We start from the raw sequence: 23,921 nt of genomic DNA on the forward strand, positions 1-23,921 counted from the left end.
TTCTCCGATTTTCTCTCGATAGCATTTTAAGTCTTCCCGGCTTAGAAGTAAATAACAGCCAAATACCGTATTAATTTGCTAAAGCGCTGTTGTGAAAAATGGAAAAAGAGAACGGATAAAAAAACACACCTTGCCAAAGGCAGGTGTGTTCCCGGATTACGACAGTTTAGAACGTAAATAGGCGTCAATGAAGATATCGATATCTCCGTCCATAACCGCCTGCACGTTCCCCATTTCCGTATTGGTACGGTGGTCTTTCACCATGGAGTACGGATGGAAGACGTACGAGCGGATTTGGCTGCCCCAGCCGATTTCTTTCTGTTCGCCGCGGATTTCGTCAAGCTCTGCCTGCTGTTCTTCAATTCTGCGCTGATACAGCTTCGCTTTGAGCATTTTCATCGCCCGGTCGCGGTTTTTGATTTGTGAGCGTTCCGTCTGGCACGTGACGACTACATTTGTCGGCAGGTGGGTGATCCGAACGGCTGAATCAGTCGTATTGACGTGCTGTCCGCCGGCACCGCTCGCCCGGTACGTATCAACTTTAATATCTTCGGTACGAATATCAATGTCGATTTCTTCATTGAATTCAGGCATGACTTCACAAGACACGAATGACGTGTGACGGCGGCCTGATGAATCAAATGGAGAAATCCGCACGAGACGGTGTACGCCTTTTTCCGCTTTTAAATAGCCGTATGCATTGTGACCTTTAATAAGCAGTGTGACAGACTTAATTCCTGCTTCATCTCCCGGGAGATAATCAAGCGTTTCAACTTTGAAGCCGCGTCTTTCCGCCCAGCGGGTATACATTCTGAGCAGCATGGAACCCCAGTCCTGAGATTCCGTACCGCCGGCGCCCGGGTGTAGTTCTAAAATCGCATTATTTTTGTCATATGGTTCACTGAGCAGCAGCTGAAGCTCAAATTCATTCAATTCCTTCGTTAATGACTTCAGCTCTTTCTCAAGCTCTTGTTGAAGGTCCTGGTCAGGTTCTTCTTTTAAAAGATCATGTGTCATTTGCAGCTCTTCGTGAGACTCGCTCAGCTGATGGTAGGAGTTCACGTATTCTTTCAGACCGTTCGCTTCGTTGATGACGGTTTGGGCCTTCTGCTGGTCATTCCAGAATTCCGGTTCCGCCATCTTTTCATCTAATTCTGCAATGCGGGCTTCCTTTGATTCGAGGTCAAAGAGACCCCCTGAAGTCCGCTAAACGAGAAGCCATATTTTCGAGCTCTGCCCTGATTTCTGATAATTCCATTCCATTCACCTCATTAAAAGATCCGGGGCGCCATAAGACGCAGACCCGGTCATGTTCGCTTCATACAGTCGAGACTATTCTGTCCGGCCGCAGCAATTTTTATATTTTTTCCGCTTCCGCAATGGCAAGGCGCGTTGCGTCCGATATCTACGACTTTTCGCACCGGCGCTTTTTTCGCTTGTTTGGCCTCATCGCCGTCCTGCGGCTGATGAGCCGTCGTTTGGCCCTGAACAACTTCTTCGCGTTCCAGATTGCTTTCAATCTCGGCCTTCATGACGAATTTCGCAACTTCGTCCTCAATGGACTCAATCATGTGCTCAAACATTGCGAAGCCTTCCATTTGATATTCACGCAGCGGATTTGTCTGCGCATAAGCGCGAAGGTGAATTCCTTGACGCAGCTGATCCATCGCATCAATATGATCCATCCATTTTGAATCAACGGCACGCAATACGATGACTTTTTCAAATTCACGCATCTGCTCCGTACCGAAATTCTCTTCTTTTTCATTATATTTCGTCATGATGCGGTCCATGATCATCTCATGCATTTCGTCCGGTTCTTTTCCGAAGATATCGCTCTTTTCAAGCGCGCCTTCATCAAGATACGTTGTATTCACCAGCTCCACGAGGCCGTCAAGATTCCATTCTTCCGGAAGCTCCTCTTTCGGCGTATAAGCGGCAATCGCACGCTCCAGAGAAGACTTGATCATGCCTTCCACAATGTCACGCAGGTTTTCAGAGTCAATGACTTCAAAACGCTGCTTGTAAATGACTTCGCGCTGCTGACGGAGCACGTCGTCATATTGAAGAAGCTGCTTACGTGAATCGAAGTTGTTTCCTTCGACACGTTTTTGAGATGATTCCACGGCGCGTGACACCATTTTGCTCTGAATCGGCGTGGAGTCATCCATACCGAACCGGTCAAGCATCGCCATCGTCCGTTCAGCTCCGAAACGGCGCATCAATTCATCTTCCATTGAAAGATAAAATTGTGTGATGCCCGGGTCTCCCTGACGTCCTGAACGTCCGCGGAGCTGATTGTCAATCCGGCGGGATTCGTGGCGTTCCGTACCGACGACTGCAAGGCCGCCAAGCTCTTTTACGCCTTCCCCGAGTTTAATGTCGGTTCCGCGTCCCGCCATGTTGGTCGCAATCGTGACAGCGCCTTTTTGTCCCGCTTCTTCAATAATCTGAGCTTCACGCTCATGGTTTTTGGCATTCAGCACCTGATGCGGAATCCCTTTGTTTTTCAGAAGTTTAGAAATCAATTCAGACGTTTCAACGGCAACCGTACCGACAAGAACCGGCTGTCCGGTCATGTAGCGCTGGGCGACATCCTCCGCCACCGCCTTGAATTTCCCTTCCATTGAGCGGTAGATCAAGTCCGGACGGTCGTCACGGATGACCGGCTGGTTGGTCGGGATGGATACAACCTGCATGTTATAAATATTGCGGAATTCTTCCTCTTCCGTTTTTGCGGTACCGGTCATACCGGCCAGCTTTTCGTACATACGGAAATAGTTTTGGAACGTAATCGTCGCCAATGTCATGCTTTCATTTTGAATTTCCAGGCCCTCTTTCGCCTCAATCGCCTGGTGAAGACCTTCGCTGTAGCGGCGTCCTTTCATCAGACGGCCGGTGAAGGAATCAACGATGACGACCTGGCCGTCCTCAACAACATAATCCACGTCTTTCTGCATCGCCGCATGGGCTTTTAAAGCCTGGTTGATATGGTGGTTCAAGGCCACGTTTTTGACATCAAACAGGTTGTCGATGCCGAACGTTTTTTCAGCCTTCGTCATTCCTTCTTCCGTCAGCTGAACGCCCTTCGTTTTGACGTCATACGTATAATCCTGATCTTTCTTGAGCGTGCGGACAAACGCATTTGCCTGCACGTACAGTTTTGTGGACTTCTGAGCTTGTCCGGAAATAATCAATGGCGTTCTCGCTTCATCGACTAAAATTGAATCGACTTCATCAATAACGGCAAAATGAAGCGGGCGCTGCACCATTTGTTCTTTATAGAGCACCATGTTGTCACGCAAATAATCAAAGCCGAGTTCATTGTTCGTTGAATACGTGATATCGGCTGCGTAAGCTTCGCGTTTTTCGTCTTTTGACATCGAATTCAGGTTCAGGCCGACTGTAAGCCCGAGAAACGCAAAGATTTCTCCCATTTGCTGGGCATCACGGCTCGCCAGATATTCGTTGACCGTTACGACGTGAACGCCTTTTCCCGTCAAGGCATTTAAATACACGGGAAGCGTAGACGTCAGCGTTTTCCCTTCCCCTGTTTTCATTTCGGAAATGTTCCCCTCATGAAGGGCGATGCCCCCCATGAGCTGCACTTTAAACGGGAACATGCCGGTTACGCGGCGGGAAGCTTCACGAACGACGGCAAACGCTTCGACAAGAAGGTCATCCGTCGTTTCTCCTTTTTCAAGCCGCTCTTTAAATTCTGCTGTTTTATTTTTAAGCGCCTCGTCAGAGAGATTTTCATAATCTCCTCTTACGGCATCAATGTCATTTGCTATTTTTTCGTATTTGTTCAGCGCACGTTTGGTCGGATCAAACATTTTATTTAAAATCCCAAGCATCTATAACGCTCCTCTATGTTCACATGCAGATTTTGCATGGAATAAATGATAATTTTCTGTCCATGTATACCTCTCATTATCATAACATACCTTTTGCTATTTCCAAAGAATTTGCAGATAAAGATAGAGAAAAACCTTCCGCGCGTTCACGGAAGGCTGGATGGGTTTATTCAGTCGGTTCAATTAATCCGTATTTGCCGTCATTTCTGCGGTAAACGACATTTGTGAGATTCGTCTCCGCGTTGGTGAATACGAAGAAATTATGTCCGAGCATATTCATTTGGAGAATCGCTTCTTCATTATCCATCGGTTTTAAATTAAAACGCTTTTGACGGACAATTTCCGGGCTGTCATCTTCAATTTCGTCCTGAACCGCTACGCCCGTATCAGCAGCGCTGCCGTTCTCGAAATAATGTTTCGGAAGACCCTGCTCGCGGAATTTTCGGTTGACTTTTGTTTTATGCTTTCGGATTTGACGTTCCAGCTTGTTTGTTGCGAGATCAATTGCATTGTACATATCCTCGTTATGCACTTCAGAACGAAGCGCCAGATCAGTCATCGGAATGGTGACTTCAACTTTGGATTCCTTATCGTTATAGAATTTTAAGTTGACGTTCACATCGGCATTGACGCTCTGCTCGAAATATCGTTCCAGCTTGCCGATTTTTCTCTCCACATGATCCTTTAACGCAGGTGTAACCTCAATGTTTTCTCCTCTGATATTGTAGTTCATCAAAGAACGCCTCCCTTTATCTAAGGATATGTAACTATTTCTCTTTTACCCCTTCTGATCCCTGCTGAAACGTTAAAATAATGTGTAAATTCGGTGAACGATGACGAATGGTGTCGGTTTTATCCGGCAGCGTCCGGCAGGATTATAAGTATATGCAAAGGACGCAGGCAAAAGACCTGCCGCTTGCAGCAGGTCTAGTGAAGAACATACGGTTTGATACAGTCGTGCGTCTGCTCCATCCATAGCTTATAATGCGGCAGAAAGATGGTTTTTAAAAACTCCTGAAAAGGGGCGGACGGGAAATCATAATCATTTAACATGCTGAAATCCTGAAAGATCTCGTCAAATGAGCGGATCGCCGTCTCCACGCATCGGCACTCAATGATAGACAGCAGAAGCGCATGAGAGGAATCGAGATGAAAAAAAGCCTGAATCAAATCGTTGTAAATCCGCTCGCCCTCCGTCTTAAAAAAATCATCCTGCGTGTCCAACAGGTAGCAAAGCCCCTCATCAATCGTAAAAAGAAGCTGGTAATAGGCTGACACCAAATGGTAATCGTTCAAACTTCTCAAAACACTCACCTATTTGCGTTTGTCGTAATAACGGCCGTCACTTGTCGTTTGCTGATACGGATTGAAATACGTATTATGGTAGATTCGTTTTTTCTTAAGCGTTTTTATTTCATTTCGGATGCCATCCTGAATCCGTTTCACTTCGCCGGTAATCAGACGGTCCATCGCGGCCACCTGCTGAAGCAGCGTTTTTTCTTCTTCGGAAAAAGGCGGCTTTATGCCCGCAAGCATCTCCTCCCTTTTCTCCGTAAATGCCGTAACGCTGCTGATGAGACCGTCGCTTTCCGGGGCGTCCTTCAGTGCGGCGTACATGTTCTTCGTTTCGTTATACAAAGCAAAGACATTGCTGTTCATCAGGCAAGGCCGCCCGCGCCATGGCTGTTTTTCCGTTCACTCTGCATGGCCTGCTTCCACGTGTCGCGAAATTCAGTAACGAGCTTTTCCGCTTCATCTAAAAACTCTCCGTTATTCTGCACGTTCGCATCGATCAGCCGGCGGCGGATGTAATCATAGATTGATGACATCTGCTCAGAAATCTCAATCTCCCGGTTTAACGTGATGCTGAGCTCTTGAATGATGTTTTGCGCCTTTACGATATTTTCATTTTTGGCTTCAAGGTTGTTTTGCTTCATCGCCTGCCTTGCCAGCTTAATGAATCGCAGGCAACCGTTATAAAGCATAAGGGTCAGCTCTTCCGGAGCGGCTGTAAAGACGGATGTCTGCTGATAAGCAGCAAAAGGATTATTTATTGCCATTTTTATAAAACCTCCAAGGTTATGATGTTGAAGATCCTAACATTGACGTGAGATATGAAGATTGGCTGTTCAATTTCTCCAATGCCGTATCCAGTGCGCTGAATTTTTTATAATATCTCGTCTCGATGTCATCCAGCTTCGTTTTCATACTGGAAATATTTGTTTCTATTTCATCCAGGCTTTTTCCAATGGCAAAGCTGGTTGATACCGAGCTTTCCGTACCCGCCTGTTTTGAAATTTGAATCTGCATTTTATTTAATGTGTCTTTTAATCTCCGGGCAATCCCCTGTTCCTCCGGGTTTTTGGTTTTCGCTGTATCAGGGCTGTCTGCATTAAACAGTTTAGCCACAAGAGCAGGATTCTCGGTAATTTTCTGTTTCAGTTTCGCTTCGTCTTTAATGACAAGCTTTCCTTGATCCGTATAACTATCAGACGTCTCAATTCCGAAATCGGCAAGCTGATATTTTTTCCCGTCAATCGTAACGGTTGAGTACAGATCAAGCCGCATCTCCGCCAAACCGTTCTGCAGCGTGCTGTCACTCCGTAATAAACCGCTTTTAGCTTTTGCCTCCCACTGCTCAATCTGCTTATCGGTCATCGCTTCTCTTTGTTCATCGGTTAGCGGCTTATAATCACGGTATTTTGATTCTGTCACCTTCTCGTTTGCGCTTTTAATTAACGTATTGTATTTATCAACGAAATCTTTAATGTTGTTAAAAATGCCGTCCGTATCCGTCGTGCTGTTAATCGTAACCGTTTTATTGCTGTCCGTCACGCTGTTCAGCGTGTATTTGATGCCGTTGATCGTAAAGTTATTGGACGTTTTTGTCATTTCAAGCCCGTTGAACGTAAACTTCGCGTTTTTCCCTTCGGCATTGGCCGTCAGTTCATTTGTTGCATCATCAACGGCAAAACCGAGCTGATCTTTCAGAAAGCTTTTGGTCGCGTCATCACCTGCTGAAAGGGTAAACCCTTCCCCCGTTTTATTGGAAGTGAACGCAATCGTGTCCACATAATCCGAGCCGTTAGAGATTTTCTCTTTTAAAGCCGTCACTCCGAGACCCGAGCTGTTCAGTTTGGTGACCACATCATCAATCGTATCGGTTGCGGCGATCGTGACGTTTACCTCAGTCGGCTTCGTTTCACCCGGATTTGTGACATTGAATTTCAATGTTTGGCTTTGACCCGAAGTGAAATTGATGGCCCCTGAGGATTTATAAGTCGTCGGCGTAGCCAGCTGCTGTACAGACATGCTCGTTGAAATATTCTGCTCAGCACTGACGGCCACCGCGCTGACACTGGAATCCGAACTTGTTACTGTTTTTTATTCCAGTTTGTGGACATCAGCATATTATTAAATGTAGTAGAATACATGTCGGCAATCTGGGTATTCATTTCCCGATAAGCATCTCGCTTCCATTCAAGCGTCTGCTTTTGCTGGTTTAATTTATTAAGCGGCTGCTTTTCGGCATCCATCATTTTTTTCACCAGAGAATCTACATCAAGACCGGAATTAAGGCCTGTGATTCTTGTGACCATATGTACCCTCTCCTTTTCGGCGTTTAGTCGTAGACGGCTCTATGACAACAGTGAGTTTCCGACTGTTTATCATATCACAGCTCCATAAATGTATGATCTTATTCTTATATCGGTCATATTAAAAGGTTTTCAATAATTTAACTGCAAAATATAATGTTTCATTTTGTCAATAGGGTTCTTTGGCTTGCTGAAGGAGGAGTTAGCTGAAGAAATAAAAAAGACCCTGGAGAACCAGGATCTTTCCGTCATTAACCTTTAAGCAATTGAAGAACTTGCTGAGGCTGTTGGTTAGCTTGCGCAAGCATAGCTTGAGAAGCCTGAGTAAGGATGTTGTTTTTCGTGTACTCCATCATCTCAGAAGCCATGTCTACGTCACGGATACGTGATTCAGCAGAAGTCAGGTTCTCAGAAGAAGTACCAAGGTTGTTGATTGTGTGCTCTAAACGGTTTTGAACCGCACCAAGTTTAGCGCGCTCGCTAGATACTGTGTCGATAGCTGTTTTGATTGTTGTAAGAGCTGAAGACGCAGCTTTAGCTGAAGAAGAGATGTCGATACCTTTTGTTACTTTAGAATCTGCAGCTAATTTTTCAGATGCAATAACTTTACCGCCAGCATCGTAATAACCAGCCGGTTTGTTTGTAGCATCGTCTGCATCCGCCCAAGTAGCAGTGCTTCCGTCAGTTGCTGTAAGTGTATTTTGATCTCCAGATACAGTATAAGTCGTACCAACTTTCAGGCTTTCAGAGTCCATTTTATTGATAGACAGGCTCATTGTTTGGCCTTCGTTAGCTCCGATTTGGAACGTCAGGTTTTGCGCAGTTCCGTCAAGAAGTTTCTTCGTGTTGAACTCAGTGTCAGTAGAGATTCTTGTTACTTCAGACGCTAATTGGTCCATCTCTTTTTGAAGCTCAGAACGGTCAGAATCTGTGTTTGTATCGTTCGCCGCTTGTGTAGCAAGCTCGCTCATACGCTGAAGAATGCTGTGAGTTTCGTTCAATGCACCCTCAGATGTTTGGATAAGAGAGATTCCGTCTTGAGCGTTTTTAGACGCCATGTCTAAACCGCGGATTTGAGAACGCATTTTTTCAGAGATCGCAAGGCCCGCAGCGTCATCACCAGCGCGGTTGATGCGAAGACCTGAAGATAATTTTTCCATGTTTTTTGCAGCAGAGTTTGAACCTGCATTCAGCTGACGGCTAGTGTTAAGAGCCGCGATATTGTGGTTGATTCTCATTTTGTATTTCCTCCCTGAATTGTTTTTCGCACGTCCTTGTGCATTTGCGCAGCGTCATTTCCGAAGAAAATTTTTCCTCTCATTGGCTACAATATATATATCGGATGGCCGCTTCTATTGTTTATATTGAAAATAAAAAAATCCTCACTTTTTTTGTGAGGATAAGTTAAGTAATAAATCAGTATTAAAAGATACGGCTCTGTTGTTCTCTTCCAGGATCGACAAGTAGATTTCTTTCCGGTGAATATCTACGTGCTGAGGCGCTTCAATTCCCAGCTTCACTTGTTCTCCTTCGATAGCGATCACCTTTATTTCAATATCCGGCCCGATCTGAATGGACTCATTCACTTTTCTTGAGAGAACTAGCATGATCCTCCTCCTATCAGATGTTTTGTTTCATAGGAAGCATCATGTAAAATGATTTGTTTCGCCTTCATTTCCTTTTTATTGACGATAATCGGCGCTTTTAAATTGGCGGTCGTGTTTTCAAAAGGCTCTTCCAGCGTTAAAATCGCCATCACTTCGACGTCCTCTATATCTTCAATGTGCAAAAGCTCAAGCGTCGCTTGGTCAATGTCAAATTCGTACCCTTTAAAGAAAATAAACGGACTGGCAACAATAAAGGCGATGTGCTCCTGTTTCACAGACTGCAGCGCCAAAAACGGTGAATCTTCCGACAAAGGAAGAACAACAAATTGAGTCTCTTCATTAAATCCCGGCAGGCCGTTTTCAAATGAGATAATCTGCCCTTCATCTATTCTGATTTCTCCGTGATATTTTGTTTTAATTATCATGCTTCACAATCCTTTACCACTTTCATCTTTTATTCTGCGTTGCCATCATCAACCGAAATCGTCACCTTAGGGTCTTGCATCATATCAATCTGAACTTTCCCCGGCGTATAATTCCATACAGGTTTATTGACGGCTGCTTCAATTGAAGGTTTGCGGGCTTCAATATCAATCGTAAGCTTTGAAGGAATGCAGTCAATGTCGACGAGAAACTGCGCAGGCAGAAAGTCGCTGAATTCGCCGAATGGATCGGGCGGCCTGACATCTGCTGCCTGCCGGGCCATCACATTGCCCGTTTTCTTTTCGATAGCCGCCATTTCCTTCCCTTCCCTGACTGTTTTTGCGATAAACTCGCTGCAGGCTTCAGCACCTTTTTGAGCGGCTTCAGCGTTCAGCTTTTCAAATGATTTGAGATTCAAGTTCTCCCACGCCCTCGTCTGATCAATCGTCAGTTTGGCCGGCGTGCTTTCAATGTTCAGCTCTGCCGGCGGCTGCTCGATTTCCAGGTCAGCGGGCGGCTGTTCCATCTCGATTTCTTCCTTTTGAAAGGTTATACCGATTTTAGCAGGCACACTGTCAATAATCAATCTCGGCATCTGCACAGAGATCCCTCCTGTTTATAGTATTTTAGTAAAAAAGCGATCTCCCTGTTGTGAGTCGCTTTTTTTATATATTGAAGACGATAGTTATATTATTTCAGGAAGTCGATCAGTGACGGCTGAATGATATTCGCATTCACTGACAGCGCTGCTCTATGAACCGTCTGTTGAGATAAATAATCAACAATTACATCTTCCATTTCTACATCCTCATTATCCGACAATACTTTTTCAGCGGTTGCCGCTTGTGATTCCAATCTTGTCTGAATGAGTTCCAACCGGTTTGTGCGTGCCCCGATATTGGATTTTTCAGCATTCATTTTGTCAGTAAAACCGTCGATATCTGACAGAATTTGATTTGAATCTGCTTCGGACAGCGTGCCTTTGCTTAAAGAAGCTTCTAAGGAGTTGAGAAATTCAAATACATTATCTCCATTTTGTGCGACGCCACCGAAAGCTGAGTTTGGATCAGAATTCACTTTCAGCACTGCTCCGTTTGAGATGTTGATGTTAACATCCGAAGCACCGGTATAATTCTCATAGTTGTACGTATATGTGCCGTCGGCATTTTCAGTGATCGGCGGGACGTCTGAATTTGTTCCGTTAAACAGATAACGTCCGTTTACCTGAGTATTCGCGACAGAAACGAGCTGCTTTTTCAGCTGGCCGATTTCTGTACCGATTGCTTTCAATTCTGTTTCACCGTTCGAATCACTTTTCGCCTGAACCATCAAATCCCGGATTTTCCCCATAATATCCGTTTCCGAGTTTACGCTTGATTCCGAGTTTTCCAGCCATGTAAAACCTTGCGAAACATTCCGCTGATACTGGTTTACCTGCGCAAGCTGAGTACGGTACTGCATTCCCTTCATTGCGACGACCGGATCATCAGAAGCTTTCGTGATTTTTTTCCCCGTAGACACTTGCTGCTGAAGCCGATCGAGCTTGTCATAACTTGAGCCGATAAATCGAAGAGAATTTTTTGCGATCATCCCTTGAGTTACTCTCATTTACTTATCTCCTATCTTCCTCCGGTGCCCATACCGTTAATAATTTTATCGAATATTTCATCCTGCATCGTTATGATCCGCGCAGCCGCATTATAAGCGTGCTGAAACTGAATCATATTTGTCATTTCTTCATCTAAAGACACTGCACTGACTGATTGTCTCCGTTCATCGGCTGAAAGGGTGTTGCTTTCAGAGTTGTTCATAAGATTGGCCGCTTTTTGTGAATTAACGCCCAGCTTTCCGATAAGGGATTCATAAAAATCATTAATTGTAGTGGTTTCACCGTTAATAGTCAGCTTGCTGTTCTGTACGGCTGCTAGATTTGTCGCGTTTGTGCCGTCACTTTTTTCTCCGTTTAACGACGCTGCGATATTATCAGTAGACGCAAGGATTTTGTCACTGACTTTTATTTTCGCTGCCGCACCTTTTGCCGGCACCGCTTCACCGCCGCTGAAATCAAAAAATGCTGCACCCTGTTCGCCTGTGTAGGTCTTCCCTTTTTCATGAACTGCATTAAACGCGTCAGCAAAGGATAGCGCCATATTGTCAAGAGCCGTCAGCATTTCAGGATAAAGACCTTTTTCTTCTCCGTTTGACATATAGCCGTATGATTCAATAAGACCTAAAAGTGAGCCTTTTCCGGTAAATGCATCCGCATTGACCGTACTGCTGCCGACTGACACACTCGACACGAGTCCGCTGTCCTTGTCGTAGTTGATTTTCATTTCTGAAACTGTTTTTGTGTTACCGTCGAGCAGCGTACCGAGAGAATTGTTGTTTCCATTCAGCAATTCGACGTTAACCGTGCCCTCAGCAGTCGCCAAGGCATGTCCGCCCGACTTATTATATGAAACTTTTATATTTGCCATAGAAGATAATTGATCAATCAATCTGTCTCTTTGGTCATACAAATCATTAGGGAGCATACCGCTCGGCTCAACTGCCGCTATTTGATTGTTAAGGTCATTCAGCTGATTGAGAATGGAATTGACCTGATCCGCTGTGTTATCCAGGTTCTTTTTAATATCACCCTGAATGTTAGTCAAAGAGGTAGATATATAGTTAAAACTTTCGGCAAGAGATTTCCCCTGCTCCTGCAAAACTGAGCGCGCTCCCGTATTTTCCGGATTCGTCGCCAGATCCTGAAGGGCATTCCAAAACGAACTGAGCGATCCGTTTAATCCGTTATTGTCAAGCTCTTTCATGACGCCTTCCATTTGCGACAATGAATTGGAACGGGCTGTATAGTACCCTAATTTTGTATTTTCAGTTCTGTACTGATAGTCTAAAAAACTGTCTCTGACGCGCTCAACTGAACCGGCTTTTACTCCTGTTCCGATTTGGCCGGCCGTCAGATCACTGTTTTTTGATACTGCGGGATAAGGACTCGTCGATTGTAATGTGACGCGCTGCCTCGTATATCCTTCTGTATTTGCATTTGCAACGTTATTTGAAACTGTGCTCAATGCAGTCTGCTGCGCACTCAATGCACGCCTTGCTGTTTCGAGCCCCATAAAAGTCGATGGCATTGAAAATCCTCCGTTCTAAGCTTTTGAATCGAATAATGTCAAACGGCTGACAGGTTTGCGCGCCGCTTGCGGCTCTTTATAATTCATATTCTCTTTTTCACCCGGCATGATCATATCGAATGCCCCGGAGATGAATTGTAAAGCCTGAATCGTGAGCTGTTTGTTCATCTCATTCACTTCTTTCAGACGGTCAAGAAGCGCAGACAAAGAGTGAAATAACCCTTCAAGCTCCTGTTTTTCACTGCCTGAAGTTCTGGAGATGCATGCAGCAATTGTATTGTCCTCACCGCGGCTGAGAAACTGAGAAGTTAACCTGATTCGTTCTTCCTCAGTCTGCCCGATTGCCTGAATATACTTTTGCTCTTTAGTCAATATGTTGGAGAGCTCTTTTGTTTTACCTGCTTTCAGCGCTTCCGTTTTCTCCTCAGACAGCGTGAGCAGATGTTCATGCAGTGCGCAAAGTCGCTTCAGTTGATCAATAATTGGCTTTGCTGACATTGGCTTTCTCCTTTTTATTGCTTTTTATAAAAATTCACTATGTTTTCAGCGATGCTGTTTGAATCTATTTTATATGTTCCGCTCTCTATATCCGCTTTAAGCTGAGCGATTTTTTCCTGACGAGTTTTAGTGACCGCATCTGACGCATTTTGAAGCTCTTTTGCATGAGAAGAAATTTCCACTTTGTCCTTCGGCTTTACAGCCTCTTTTTGTACGGCTTGCTTTTCGTAATTTTTTGGTATGGATTAACGGATTGTGTTCCGTACTGATTGATTTTCATAGGATTCCTCTCGCTTTCTGTTCGCAGTCTAATTCTTTTATCGACTGCGTTATCAGTTAGTTTAGGGAATCAGGTGTTTTTGGTATTATAGGCATAGTATGTGTCTTTTGTACTGTTTTTTCTTTGAATTCAGCGGCTGTTTTTTGGTTCATATGGTCTAATTGTGACTCAATATCTGTCTGACAGGACTTGCAGAATTTCCCCGTCCTGATCGGATTTCCGCACCTTTCGCAAGGATATGCCAAATTTGGAAGCTGGCTGATCTGAATCCTTTTTTGTTTGATAAACTTGAGGATCAGCTCTTCATCCACACCTGTTTCCTCAGTGATCTGCTGCATCGTCGACTGTCTGTTGATCTGCTTTCTCAAAAATTTATAGACGGTTTCAAATGCTTTTTCTTCTTCTTTAATACATGCCTGGCACACGGTCTGCAGGTTCGTTTTAAAAAATAAAGCATTGCATTTTGGACAATTCGCCAATTCACCCATCGTATTAACTCCTATTCCTTCTTTAATCTGCCTTATATTTCTATCAATTATATCGGCAGAAAAAAAGAATGATTTAGCTCCTGATTAAAGTAAAAGAGGAGACCGATGACGCTTTACCCGCTGTCAGCAGGACTTCGGCGGCTTGGTGAAGTGTGGCGCCCGTCGTATAAATATCATCTATTAAGATGACGTTCATACCTTCGGCGGAGTTTTCGGCTGCTGAAAACTTTTTTTCTGCGGACAGCCTTTCTGTTTTGCTCTTTTTGGATTGTTTTTCATTGTTCAGTCGGATGAGGGGGAAAATGACGGGCATTCCGAGCAGAGAGGCCAGCAGCTCGGATTGATTGAATCCGCGTTCCGCCAGCCGTTCGCCGCTCAGCGGAATAGGGATGAGAGTATGTGTATTTGATGGATATGCCGCTTTAAAGCCGGCAGCAAAGTCACGTTCAAATGCTTGAATGATTTTCGCATCACCCCTGAATTTAAACCGGGCCAATGAGTCCTTCATCGCATCATTATACAAATATACCGAACGGTTTTGCCGCAGCAAAAAGCGCTTTTCCGTTTTTGATTTCCGGGCCGCACAATCAGCGCATTTTTCATTTGACTCCTGAGGCCTCCCGCATATACTGCATACGGGGCCTTCAATTTTTTCGAATCGGCTGCTGCATATGGTGCATACCTCTTGCTCGGGCGCCAGAGAAAACAAAGATCTCCAAGTCAATGAACTTGAAATTGGTGAGTCACACAATAAACAATTCAGAGATATTACGCTCCTTCCCGAGTTTCACAGAACTCGCTTGGATTAACCGAAACAATCGCGGCTGATTCAGCCAGAATGACAAGCAGCGCCGTATTTTTCTGTTTATCAACTATCTCCGCTTTTGCATAAGCAACTTTCTTTTTATCTGTAACATATGCCGGCTCAGCCCGGTTTAATGAAAGTGCCAGTACATCATTTTTGCATACCCGGCATGTGCATTTCATATGAAGCTGAGGCATATGGCGGTCGAGAAGTTCCTTTAATATGATTTCTTTAGAATTGACAAGCATGCTGACAGCTCCTCATAGGAAAGTATGAGTATACTGTATCACGTTTTCTGAAATTAACTAGTCCAACAATTTACTTTTTTGTGCCAATTTGTTCATATGTTCTATATGTTTTTTTGCTTTTTTCATTCCGTTTGTCATTCCGAAATGAAACATGACGACATCACCGCTGAAATGTTTATAATGCCTTCCCGTTCTGCCCGCGATCTGTACGAGCGCGCTCTCAGTAAAGATAGGTGCTTCTGCGCCGAGGACACATGTCTGAACTTTGGGCACGGTAACCCCTCTTTCTAAAATCGTAGTCGTTACCAGCAGGTCAAGCAGGCCGTCTCTGAACCGTTTCACTTTATCCTTTCTGAATGTGTCTTCCGCATGCACGCCCTCTGCCCTTACGTTTAATTTCTGAAAATAATCCGTTGTCTTTTTCAATACGTGTACAGACGGAACGAATAAGAAAACCGGCAGCTGTGATTGAAGTTTTTGGCGGACCCAATCCGTTACAGAGCGCGGCAGTTTTCCTTTCTGAAGCTTCTTCTTCCAATTGCCGCACCACAAAAAACGCGGCTCCGGGAGAGGTTTCCGATGATATCTGGCCGGTATGCGAACGCTTTTCAGCAAACCGGCTTCAGCATTCTTTTTTAATGTGTCTGAAGGAGTTGCCGTTACATAAACAAGGGCGCTGTTTTTCTTCCTCGCTTTATCAACAGCGAACCTTAATGTCTCATCGGCTGAAAAAGGAAACGCATCTACTTCATCTATTATCATGACATCAAAAATGTCTCGGTAGCGCATCAGCTGATGAGCGGTTGAAATCATCAGCGGAGTCAAGCGGCCTTTGTCCTCGCTGCTGCCGTACAAAGCAGAAACGTCGACTTTCTCAAATGCTTTTTTCAGTCTCGGCAGCAGTTCAAGTACGACATCTGTACGCGGAGTCGCGACACAGACGCGCAAACCGTGATTCAGGGCAAACTCGATACCAGGAAACAGCATCTCTGTTTTCCCCGATCCGCAAACCGCCCATACTAACAGCTCTTGTCTCTCTTTTATCGCATCTGTAAGCGCGGCGGCGGCCTGCTTCTGTCCGTCTGTCAGTGTTCCTTCCCAAGAAAGCTTTACAGGCTCCCAGCTGTTTTCAGGGGCTTGATTCCAAAAATATAATGATGTCAGTTCATCAGCCCTTCCCATCATGACACAGGCACGGCAATAGGTAATCTGCCTCTTGGCAGAGGGCGCCCAAAATGCCGCAAAGCAGGCTTGATCAGACTGACCGCATCGTTGGCAGACGTAACGGTTTTTCCGGCGGATGATTGACGGCTCGGCCGTTATATACTCTTTTTCTATAAAACGATTGATGCGCTGATCTGAAAACGGTATCTCAGATCTCAATAAATGCCGGCCGTAAAAGAAATCCCGCACCTCTGAAAATTCTGAAGCACCTTCGGACATCTCCCTGCCTCCTTTCTGCTCAAAGTATGCCTGCCGGAAATTTTTTTGTCGAATCACGAAAATTTAATAATAAAAAATCTCCGCCCTTGAAAACGGAGATTTTCACTTAGTTTTTAAAACACCAGCCGATTCCGATGGCGCCTTCGCCCAGATGGGTTCCGATCACGGCACCGAAATAGCTGTTATAGAATTCGACATGAGGATATTTACCGCTTAACTCCTGTATAATATCCGCCGCTTCTTCTTCCCTGTTTGCATGGATGACAGCGGCCCGCATCGGGATTCCTTTACTTGCATCCTCCCCAAACAGCTCAAAAATTCTCGAAATCGCTTTTTTGCGTGTCCGAATCTTCTCAAAAGGAACAATTACCTTATTGTCAAAATGAAGAATAGGCTTTACCTTTAACAGACCGCCGATAAAAGCCTGAGCACTGCTTAGACGCCCGCCCCGCTGGAGGTGTGATAAATCGTCCACCATAAAATACGCACGGACTGTTTTTTTCATTTCTTCCAGCTCTTTTATAATCTCTTCCGGTGAGTCAACACCGTCTTTAATGAGCTGTGCTGCCTTTAATGCATAAAAACCTTGCGCCAAACAGCTGATCTCTGAATCAAAGGGATAAACTTTAATATGATCAACCATAGTGTTTGCCGAGGCGGCGCTGTTATAAGTTCCGCTGATTCCGCTGGACAAATGTATGCTTATGACTGCGTCATATGTTTTGCCCAGTTCTTCGTACAATGCGATTAATTCACCGAAAGAAGGCTGGGACGTAGTCGGCAGCTCATCATGATTTTTTACTTCTTTATAAAAACTTCTCCAGTCGAGTTCTGTTTCTTCGCGAAATGTTTTTTCACCGAAAACCACTTGAAGAGGGATCATATGAATATGATGTTCTTCTCTCATCTCTTTCGGAATATATGCTGTACTGTCTGTTACAACTGCAATCTTCATCACTTTACCTGCCTTATTAAGTACTTAATAAGTATTTTAATAGATATGAAGCTGTAAAAAAAGACTTGCCTATTATGGCAAGTCTTCTCATACATGACTAACGCATCTCTACCCAGCCGTTTTTAATGGCTACGACAACGGCTTGTGTCCGGTCATTAACGTTCATTTTCTGCAAAATATTACTCACGTGATTTTTCACTGTTTTCTCACTGATAAACAATGATTCACCAATTCCGCGGTTGCTTTTTCCGTCTGCAAGCATTTGCAGCACTTCACATTCCCGTCTCGTTAATATATGTAATGGTCTCCGGATTTCCGGGTAAACCTCATGCTGAGGATGAGCAGAAACTCCGCTTGTCGCAAGACGGCGGAATTCGTTGACAAGATTGTGGGTTACTTTCGGGTGAAGGTAAGAACCGCCCTCGGCTACCACTTTCACTGCTTCGATTAAAGTATCTGCGTCCATCTCTTTCAGGAGATAGCCTCTTGCACCTGTTTTTAAAGCATGAGTCACATAGTTTTCATCATCATGGATGGAGAGGATAATCACCTTAGATTCAGGGTACAGCTCAACAAGCTGTTTAGTAGCCTCTACTCCATTTACATTCGGCATATTGATGTCCATTATGACAACATCGGGATGATAATGCTCGACGATTCGAGCCGCCTCATCTCCATCGTCACCTTCTGCTACCACTTCAAAGGTAGGTTCAAAATCCAATATTCTTTTTACACCCTCACGGAATAGTTGATGGTCGTCGATAATAACAATATTTACTTTAGTCACACGCTACGCCTCCTTATCCTATTGTTCTATATACGCCGCTGTTCGGTCAATATGTCTTTTGGCTCTATTTAACAAATTATAGGCCGAGAGATAACGGAACCTTAATCATGATAAATGTCCCAAGACCTATTTTAGAGTCTATCGTTATCGTTCCTTCAAGCAGATCTACTCTTTCTTTCATTCCCAGCAAGCCGAATGACTTGTTTTTCTTTTGTTTAGCATCCTTAATATCAAAGCCTTTTCCGTTGTCCTTAATGATAAGAACGACAAAATCAGCGGTTACTTCCACTTTTACTGTTATTTCCTCTGATTCTGAATGCTTGAGTGCATTTGTGACGGCTTCCTGAGCGAGACGGAAAAGCGCCACTTCAAATTGCGGGGCAAGCCTTTTGTTCTCCGTGTCTCCGATACACTGAAAATGTATTTTCACCTTTCCGTTGTATTCTTCAGTTGTATAAAGATATTTTCTCAGTGTCGGAATCAGCCCGAGATCGTCCAATGCCATCGGTCTTAAATCATATATAATCCTTCTGACTTCGTAAAGGGCATTCCGCACATTCTGCCGAAGATTTCTGATTTCCTGAAATCCGTCCTCCGTGCCGCGGTCGCGGAAGATCCGTTCAATTAATTCCGATCTCATCATGACATTTGCCAGCATCTGCGCGGGACCGTCATGAATTTCTCTGGAAACTCTTTTTCTTTCTTCCTCTTGGGCTTCGATGATTCTTAAGCCGAAATCTTGTTTAGCCTGCGCATCGGCAAGAAGAAGCCCTACTTGGCGAAGGTCTTGATTCAGGTAATTCAGAACGACGGTTATTTGGCTGACCAATGATTCTGACCGTTCAATGATTTCCTGAAGCCCCAAAAGCCGGCGTTCTAAATCATCTCTGCGCTCCCGCAGCTGCTTTTCACGCTGCTGGATCATCGTCAGTTCCACTTGAAGTTTGTGCGCCTTTTCATAGGCGTTGCGAATTTCTTCTTCGCTGAACTTATGGAAATTTCTGCTTACTTCAGACAAGCGGTTTCGTGCGTGCCGCGTATGAACTTCAAGTTTGTCGCCCAGCTCAATGACTTCGTACACCTGCTGTTTGATCTGTTTGAGTTCTTCAACCAGCTGCTCATATTGCTGGCGCGACTGCTCTCCGATTTGAAAAACCTCGTCCTTGCTCCCGTCCACGGTTTTCAGCATTTTCATAAGTATAGAATCCAAAACTTTGGAGTCCATCTTCGATTTGTTCATCTGTCTCCCTCCGTAACGGTGTTGTTATGTATTTTTATTATAAATGTAATTGAACTGCAATTTATGTCGAATTATAATGAAAGAATGCGTATATTCTAGAAAAAACATTTTTATATAGTATCTTACTCTTTCATGATACCAAAATATGCGCAAAAATTCTAAAGTCTGTTCGAATTTGTAGAAACAAGTCTTTTAATGCTTGTCAGGAGGGTCCAGCAATCATGCTGCACAGCTATTTAACTGTTAAAGAAGCGGGTGAACATGAGATTGTGATTGAAAAATCACGTTTTATCTGTCACCTGAGCCGTGCTGCTTCTGAAGAGGAAGCGCAGGAATTTATACAAAAGATAAAAAAACAGCACTGGAATGCGACTCATAACTGCTCAGCTTATCTGATCGGCGAAACCGACCATATACAAAAGGCCAATGATGACGGAGAACCAAGCGGCACAGCCGGCGTCCCCATGCTGGAAGTGCTGAAAAAACGCGGTCTGAAAGATACCTGCGCGGTGGTTACCCGGTATTTCGGCGGAATAAAGCTCGGTGCAGGCGGATTGATTCGTGCATATGGGAAGTCAGTGTCTGAAGGCTTAAATCATATAGGAGTTACGGAGCGGAAGCTGATGCGGATTATGCATACATCAGCGGATTATACGTGGCTCGGCAAGATAGAGAACGAACTGAGAGAATCAGTTTTTTACTGAAAGATATCCATTATGCGGATCATGTCGAATTTGAAACGTACGTTGAAGAAAAAGACAAAGAAGCGTTTCTAAAATGGATGACAGAACTGACGAACGGCAAGAGTAAGAATACAGAGGGAGAACTGACGTATTTAGAAACAGACGTCAGCCCTAAAGGAGACTAATGTAATGGCTGAACGTGTAAGAGTGCGTGTTCGAAAGAAAAAGAAAAGCAAACGAAAGATCATATTCAAACGGATTTTGCTGCTGCTTACCCTCGTTTTGTTAGTCGCTGCCGGATTTGGCGGATACAAAGTATACAAAACGATTAATGCGGCAGATAATGCATATGATGCCCTTTCCCGCGGAGACAAATCAAAATTGCGGGATAAAGTCATCAATATGAAGAAAAAACCGTTCTCCATTTTGTTTATGGGGATCGAAAATTATGCCACCAGCGGAAAAGGCGGACGATCAGATTCTCTTATTGTCGTTACCCTTGATCCGAGAAATAAAACAATGAAAATGCTGAGTATTCCGCGTGATACGCGGGTGACGCTTGCCGGTGACACAACCGGTAACAAAACAAAAATCAATGCGGCTTTTGCTAAGGGCGGAGCGGATGAAACCGTCTCAACCGTCGAAGACTTATTAGGCATACCGATTGATAAGTATGTCACTGTCGACTTCAATGGCTTTAAGGATGTTATTGATGAGGTAGGCGGGGTCGATGTAAAAGTGCCGTTTGACTTCGACGAGATGAGTGACGTCAGTAAAAAGAAACGGATCTATTTCAAGAAAGGAAACATGCATTTGAACGGTGAGCAGGCTTTGGCTTACGCGCGGATGAGAAAGCAGGATAAGCGCGGAGACTTCGGCCGGAATGACCGCCAAAAGCAAATCTTAAACGCACTGATCGACCAAATGTCAAGAGCTGGAAATATTGCTAAAATCGATAAAATCGCTGAAACAGCGAGCAATAACGTCCAAACGAATATCCGAATCACTGAAGGACTCGCTCTTCAGCAGATTTACAGCGGCTTTACCAGCAAAAAGATTGATACACTGACCATAACAGGATCAGATTTATATTTAGGCGGAACCGCAACTACGCGCGGAACATATTATTTCCAGCCGGATCCAGCCAATCTCGAAAAAGTACGGCAGGAATTGCAGAAGCACCTGGATTACCCGTCCGGAAGCAGCACGGCGTCCGATCCCGCTTCTGACAGCACCGGAACGGACAGTACGACTGATTCGACTTCCGGCAGCACAGGAACAAGCGGCACAACCGATTCAACCAACGGTACTGCAGGTGCAAACGGTACAGACAGCACACAGTCCGGCGGCACAACAGGCTATTAAGAGTAAACCCGATCCTTTGAGCAGGATCGGGTTTTTCTATATAATAAGAGAATAGCAAAAAAGCAGACCATTCGCATGATCTGCTCTTTTTAATTTTCTTTACCAATCTTTTGTAAAACTTGGTAAATGGTTTAAATTGTTCATTTACTAACCCTGTGACCTCTGCTATGATTTGCATAAATACAATCAATACAAAAATAATAAACAGCGAAAGCCATATGGTCGCACTTTTCAGCAGGATGGCACTGACGCTGAAAATAAAGCCGATTAAATAAATGATAATGACAGCCGTGCGGTGTGACAGCCCGAAGGCCATCAGCCGGTGGTGTATATGTGACTTATCAGGCGCTGAGATCGGCTGTTTGTTTAAAATCCGCCTGATGACGGCGAATGTCGTATCAAAAATCGGCACGCCCAAAATGATGATCGGAATGATGATACTGAATAAAGTAACACTTTTATAAAGACCTAATAATGAGAGTACTGAGATGACGTATCCGAGAAAGAGCGATCCGGTATCTCCCATAAATATCTTTGCCGGGTGAAAATTATAAAATAAAAATCCGAGTGTGCTTCCTATCACGACAAGTGAAAGTGACAGAATAAGGATTTTCCCTCCGGACAACGCCATAACGGCGATAGTGGAGAGTCCGATGACCGACAGGCCGGCAGCGAGTCCGTCCAAACCGTCAATCAGGTTCATCGCATTCGTAATACCGACGATCCATAACACTGTCAGCGGGTAAGCGACCCATCCCAATTCTAAACGTTCCGTTAAAAACGGTACGGAGAAAAAGTCCATTTTCAGTCCCGTGCTCACAATCATAATGGCCACGGCCAGCTGGACGAAAAACTTTACCTTTGCGCTTAATTGGTATTTATCATCAAGAATTCCTAAAATAACAATAATAAACGCACCCACCGTAATGGCGGTCATTTTCGTTTCATTATATATGCCGGCCGCGAGCACACCCGCCGCTACGCCGATAAAGATGGCCAAGCCGCCCATACGGGGCATTATTTTATCATGTACTTTTCGGTTGCTGGGCTGGTCAACTGCACCTATTTTGATCGCAATTTTTTTTACGATAGGAGTTAGGATTAAAACCGTTAGCAGAGAGACAAAAAACGCAACAACTATGCGAAACATGCGTTCGTCAAGCATAAAGAAGTCTCCTTTGGAATTATATGAAGTCTTTTCTGATATTGAACCGTTCCTTCCATTATAATTCTTACTAGTTATTATAACAAGCATCATCAAAAAGAAACACGCAAATCAAAAAATGCGCTTTCCCTTTTAATGGGATTGCGCATTTTTCAATATACCCGTGCATTCAAGCATTCGGCCGAATAAAACATTCCAATCCCGTCCCCGGGCCAATTCACGGCGCAAAGCCTCATATGATCCGCTGCGGTCCGCTGCCAGAAGCGCGTCGCAGGCCGCGATGAAATCTGCGGGGTCGCTCCCTTCAACATATTCATAAACGTGAGGCCTTTTGATTTTTGACGTAGAAGAAAGGTTGCAGCCGACAACCGGTTTCCCGGCGGCTAAAAATTCAAAAAGCTTAAGCGGAAATACCGCGTCATTATAAGGTGAATTTTTATACGGCATGATGCCGATGTCGACAAGCTGCATATAGGACGGCACTTCAATCGGCGCGGCAGGTCCCGTCCAGATGACATTCGGGCGTTCCAGAAGCGACTCGAAATCCGGATCGTCCTGAGCCGTGTTCGGGCCTACCAATAAAATCGTCCAGTCAGGCCGCACATCTGCCGTTTCCGCCATAAGCGCGAAATCGAGCTTCGGTTTGATTCCGCCGATAAAACCGAGAACCGTTCCGTTTCTTCCCCGTAAAATGTCTTCATCCGGCTGTTTATTTTCTCGTGAAAACAGGTCATATTCCACTCCGTTTTCAATGGTGAACACTTTCTGGTGCGGGTTCTCCAGCTTTTTTCCGACCTCCCGGTGCAGACAGTCAGATGTGCAGGTGATGGAATCGGCACGCTGAATGATTCTCATTTCAGCCTGTTTAATGATGTTTCTTCTTACATTTGACAGCACACTAGCACGGCCGCTGATCGGAGCGGCCCACAGATCACTGCAATCGTAAATCACTTCATCCCAAGGAAACAGATCTGCCAGAAGCGGAAAACCGGGGAAGGTGTACCATAAGCAGCAGCGGGCCCCTTCTCCTTCTTCCTTCAGCATGTGCAACAATGGTGAAAGTTTATGCCTGTAACACATGTCTGTATACCTGCCGAAACGGAATGCTTTTTGCTGCATGAGATCCTTTACAGTGAACTGCCGGATTCCCTCGGCGATCCCGGCCATCTGACCATCATTGGCTCGCGGGGACGGGCATACCCAAATGACGCTTTTCGTTTCTTTTTGCCGGGCGAGAAATTCAGCCAGCCGGTGCCGTCTGTATCTCAGCCGGTCATGCTCCCATTCCGCCGCTCCGACGATTACGTGAATAATCGGTTCCACCTTCATCACCCAGCTCCTCTG

The 23,921-nt window shown here is 44.7% G+C and carries 20 protein-coding genes and 6 pseudogenes; 2 read left to right on the forward strand and 24 right to left on the reverse strand.

What is annotated here, in order from left to right:
• Positions 1-156: 156 nt before the first annotated feature.
• The 22 genes and pseudogenes from prfB to degS all read right to left on the reverse strand — a co-directional run bounded on the left by prfB (position 157) and on the right by degS (position 19,364).
• Positions 157-1,258, reverse strand: a protein-coding gene (gene prfB / locus D368_RS16595) for a peptide chain release factor 2 (protein ID WP_096034905.1) whose coding sequence is annotated in 2 segments (ribosomal slippage) — positions 157-1,185 and positions 1,187-1,258 — 1,101 coding nt in all. Because the reading frame shifts where the segments join, the coding sequence is not laid out codon by codon here.
• Between the two features lie 74 nt (positions 1,259-1,332).
• Positions 1,333-3,857: pseudogene (secA, locus tag D368_RS16600) on the reverse strand (preprotein translocase subunit SecA).
• 166 nt (positions 3,858-4,023) lie between these two features.
• Positions 4,024-4,590 (reverse strand): ribosome hibernation-promoting factor, HPF/YfiA family, encoded by a 567-nt coding sequence (hpf, locus tag D368_RS16605; RefSeq protein WP_003151413.1) that lies wholly within the window; start codon positions 4,588-4,590, stop codon positions 4,024-4,026.
• 194 nt (positions 4,591-4,784) lie between these two features.
• Entirely contained in the window at positions 4,785-5,162 is a 378-nt protein-coding gene (locus tag D368_RS16610; protein ID WP_003151412.1) for a DUF8042 domain-containing protein, read from the reverse strand.
• A 9-nt stretch (positions 5,163-5,171) separates the two neighbouring features.
• The gene (gene fliT / locus D368_RS16615) at positions 5,172-5,516 is read right to left on the reverse strand and encodes a flagella biosynthesis regulatory protein FliT (protein WP_071392359.1); all 345 of its coding nucleotides are present in this window, start codon (positions 5,514-5,516) and stop codon (positions 5,172-5,174) included.
• Positions 5,516-5,917: a flagellar export chaperone FliS gene (gene fliS, locus D368_RS16620; protein ID WP_003151407.1), complete on the reverse strand. Its 402-nt coding sequence runs from the start codon at positions 5,915-5,917 to the stop codon at positions 5,516-5,518. Before fliS ends, fliT begins: the two co-directional genes overlap by 1 nt.
• A 19-nt stretch (positions 5,918-5,936) precedes the next feature.
• Positions 5,937-7,456, reverse strand: a pseudogene (locus tag D368_RS16625) (flagellar hook-associated protein 2).
• 248 nt (positions 7,457-7,704) lie between these two features.
• Positions 7,705-8,691 (reverse strand): flagellin N-terminal helical domain-containing protein, encoded by a 987-nt coding sequence (locus D368_RS16630; RefSeq protein ID WP_007407474.1) that lies wholly within the window; start codon positions 8,689-8,691, stop codon positions 7,705-7,707.
• Positions 8,692-8,835: 144 nt separating this feature from the next.
• Complete coding sequence (csrA, locus tag D368_RS16635) at positions 8,836-9,060, reverse strand: carbon storage regulator CsrA (RefSeq protein WP_003151402.1); 225 nt, start codon at positions 9,058-9,060, stop codon at positions 8,836-8,838.
• A complete protein-coding gene (gene fliW, locus D368_RS16640; protein ID WP_060657507.1) occupies positions 9,054-9,485 on the reverse strand; it encodes a flagellar assembly protein FliW in 432 nt (143 codons plus the stop codon). The genes csrA and fliW overlap by 7 nt, the downstream gene beginning before the upstream one ends.
• Positions 9,486-9,514: 29 nt before the next feature.
• Positions 9,515-10,084, reverse strand: coding sequence for a DUF6470 family protein (locus D368_RS16645; protein WP_007407476.1), 570 nt, complete (start codon positions 10,082-10,084; stop codon positions 9,515-9,517).
• Positions 10,085-10,173: 89 nt separating this feature from the next.
• Complete coding sequence (flgL, locus tag D368_RS16650; protein ID WP_003151396.1) at positions 10,174-11,091, reverse strand: flagellar hook-associated protein FlgL; 918 nt, start codon at positions 11,089-11,091, stop codon at positions 10,174-10,176.
• 11 nt (positions 11,092-11,102) lie between these two features.
• The gene (gene flgK, locus D368_RS16655) at positions 11,103-12,620 is read right to left on the reverse strand and encodes a flagellar hook-associated protein FlgK (RefSeq protein ID WP_015387629.1); all 1,518 of its coding nucleotides are present in this window, start codon (positions 12,618-12,620) and stop codon (positions 11,103-11,105) included.
• A 15-nt stretch (positions 12,621-12,635) separates the two neighbouring features.
• The gene (locus D368_RS16660) at positions 12,636-13,118 is read right to left on the reverse strand and encodes a flagellar protein FlgN (protein WP_003151394.1); all 483 of its coding nucleotides are present in this window, start codon (positions 13,116-13,118) and stop codon (positions 12,636-12,638) included.
• 14 nt (positions 13,119-13,132) lie between these two features.
• A pseudogene (gene flgM / locus D368_RS16665) lies at positions 13,133-13,398 on the reverse strand (flagellar biosynthesis anti-sigma factor FlgM).
• A gap of 69 nt (positions 13,399-13,467) precedes the next feature.
• A pseudogene (locus D368_RS16670) lies at positions 13,468-13,886 on the reverse strand (TIGR03826 family flagellar region protein).
• Positions 13,887-13,959: 73 nt separating this feature from the next.
• On the reverse strand, positions 13,960-14,649 hold the full coding sequence (locus D368_RS16675; protein WP_198863951.1) for a phosphoribosyltransferase family protein: 690 nt from the start codon (positions 14,647-14,649) through the stop codon (positions 13,960-13,962).
• 5 nt (positions 14,650-14,654) lie between these two features.
• Complete coding sequence (comFB, locus tag D368_RS16680; protein ID WP_017418816.1) at positions 14,655-14,939, reverse strand: late competence protein ComFB; 285 nt, start codon at positions 14,937-14,939, stop codon at positions 14,655-14,657.
• Positions 14,940-14,996: 57 nt separating this feature from the next.
• Positions 14,997-16,382, reverse strand: coding sequence for an ATP-dependent helicase ComFA (locus D368_RS16685; RefSeq protein WP_128574993.1), 1,386 nt, complete (start codon positions 16,380-16,382; stop codon positions 14,997-14,999).
• Between the two features lie 106 nt (positions 16,383-16,488).
• Complete coding sequence (locus tag D368_RS16690) at positions 16,489-17,337, reverse strand: DegV family protein (protein ID WP_003151387.1); 849 nt, start codon at positions 17,335-17,337, stop codon at positions 16,489-16,491.
• Between the two features lie 97 nt (positions 17,338-17,434).
• Positions 17,435-18,124, reverse strand: coding sequence for a two-component system response regulator DegU (degU, locus tag D368_RS16695; protein WP_003219701.1), 690 nt, complete (start codon positions 18,122-18,124; stop codon positions 17,435-17,437).
• Between the two features lie 76 nt (positions 18,125-18,200).
• Entirely contained in the window at positions 18,201-19,364 is a 1,164-nt protein-coding gene (gene degS, locus D368_RS16700; protein WP_003151385.1) for a two-component sensor histidine kinase DegS, read from the reverse strand.
• Positions 19,365-19,585: 221 nt separating this feature from the next.
• On the opposite strand from degS, the pseudogene D368_RS16705 reads away from it, so the two are divergent.
• Together D368_RS16705 and D368_RS16710 are read left to right on the forward strand one after the other, a co-directional pair.
• Positions 19,586-20,232 (forward strand): annotated as a pseudogene (locus D368_RS16705) (YigZ family protein).
• A gap of 4 nt (positions 20,233-20,236) precedes the next feature.
• A complete protein-coding gene (locus D368_RS16710; RefSeq protein ID WP_071392366.1) occupies positions 20,237-21,412 on the forward strand; it encodes an LCP family protein in 1,176 nt (391 codons plus the stop codon).
• 94 nt (positions 21,413-21,506) lie between these two features.
• On the opposite strand, the pseudogene D368_RS16715 reads toward D368_RS16710, so the two are convergent.
• Both D368_RS16715 and tuaH read right to left on the reverse strand, forming a co-directional pair.
• Positions 21,507-22,577, reverse strand: a pseudogene (locus D368_RS16715) (glycosyltransferase family 4 protein); the annotation flags it as partial.
• A 132-nt stretch (positions 22,578-22,709) separates the two neighbouring features.
• Entirely contained in the window at positions 22,710-23,906 is a 1,197-nt protein-coding gene (gene tuaH / locus D368_RS16720) for a teichuronic acid biosynthesis protein TuaH (protein ID WP_128574994.1), read from the reverse strand.
• Between the last annotated feature and the right edge of the window lie 15 nt (positions 23,907-23,921).

This window comes from Paenibacillus lentimorbus NRRL B-30488 (assembly GCF_000411595.1).
Taxonomy (GTDB): domain Bacteria; phylum Bacillota; class Bacilli; order Bacillales; family Bacillaceae; genus Bacillus; species Bacillus velezensis.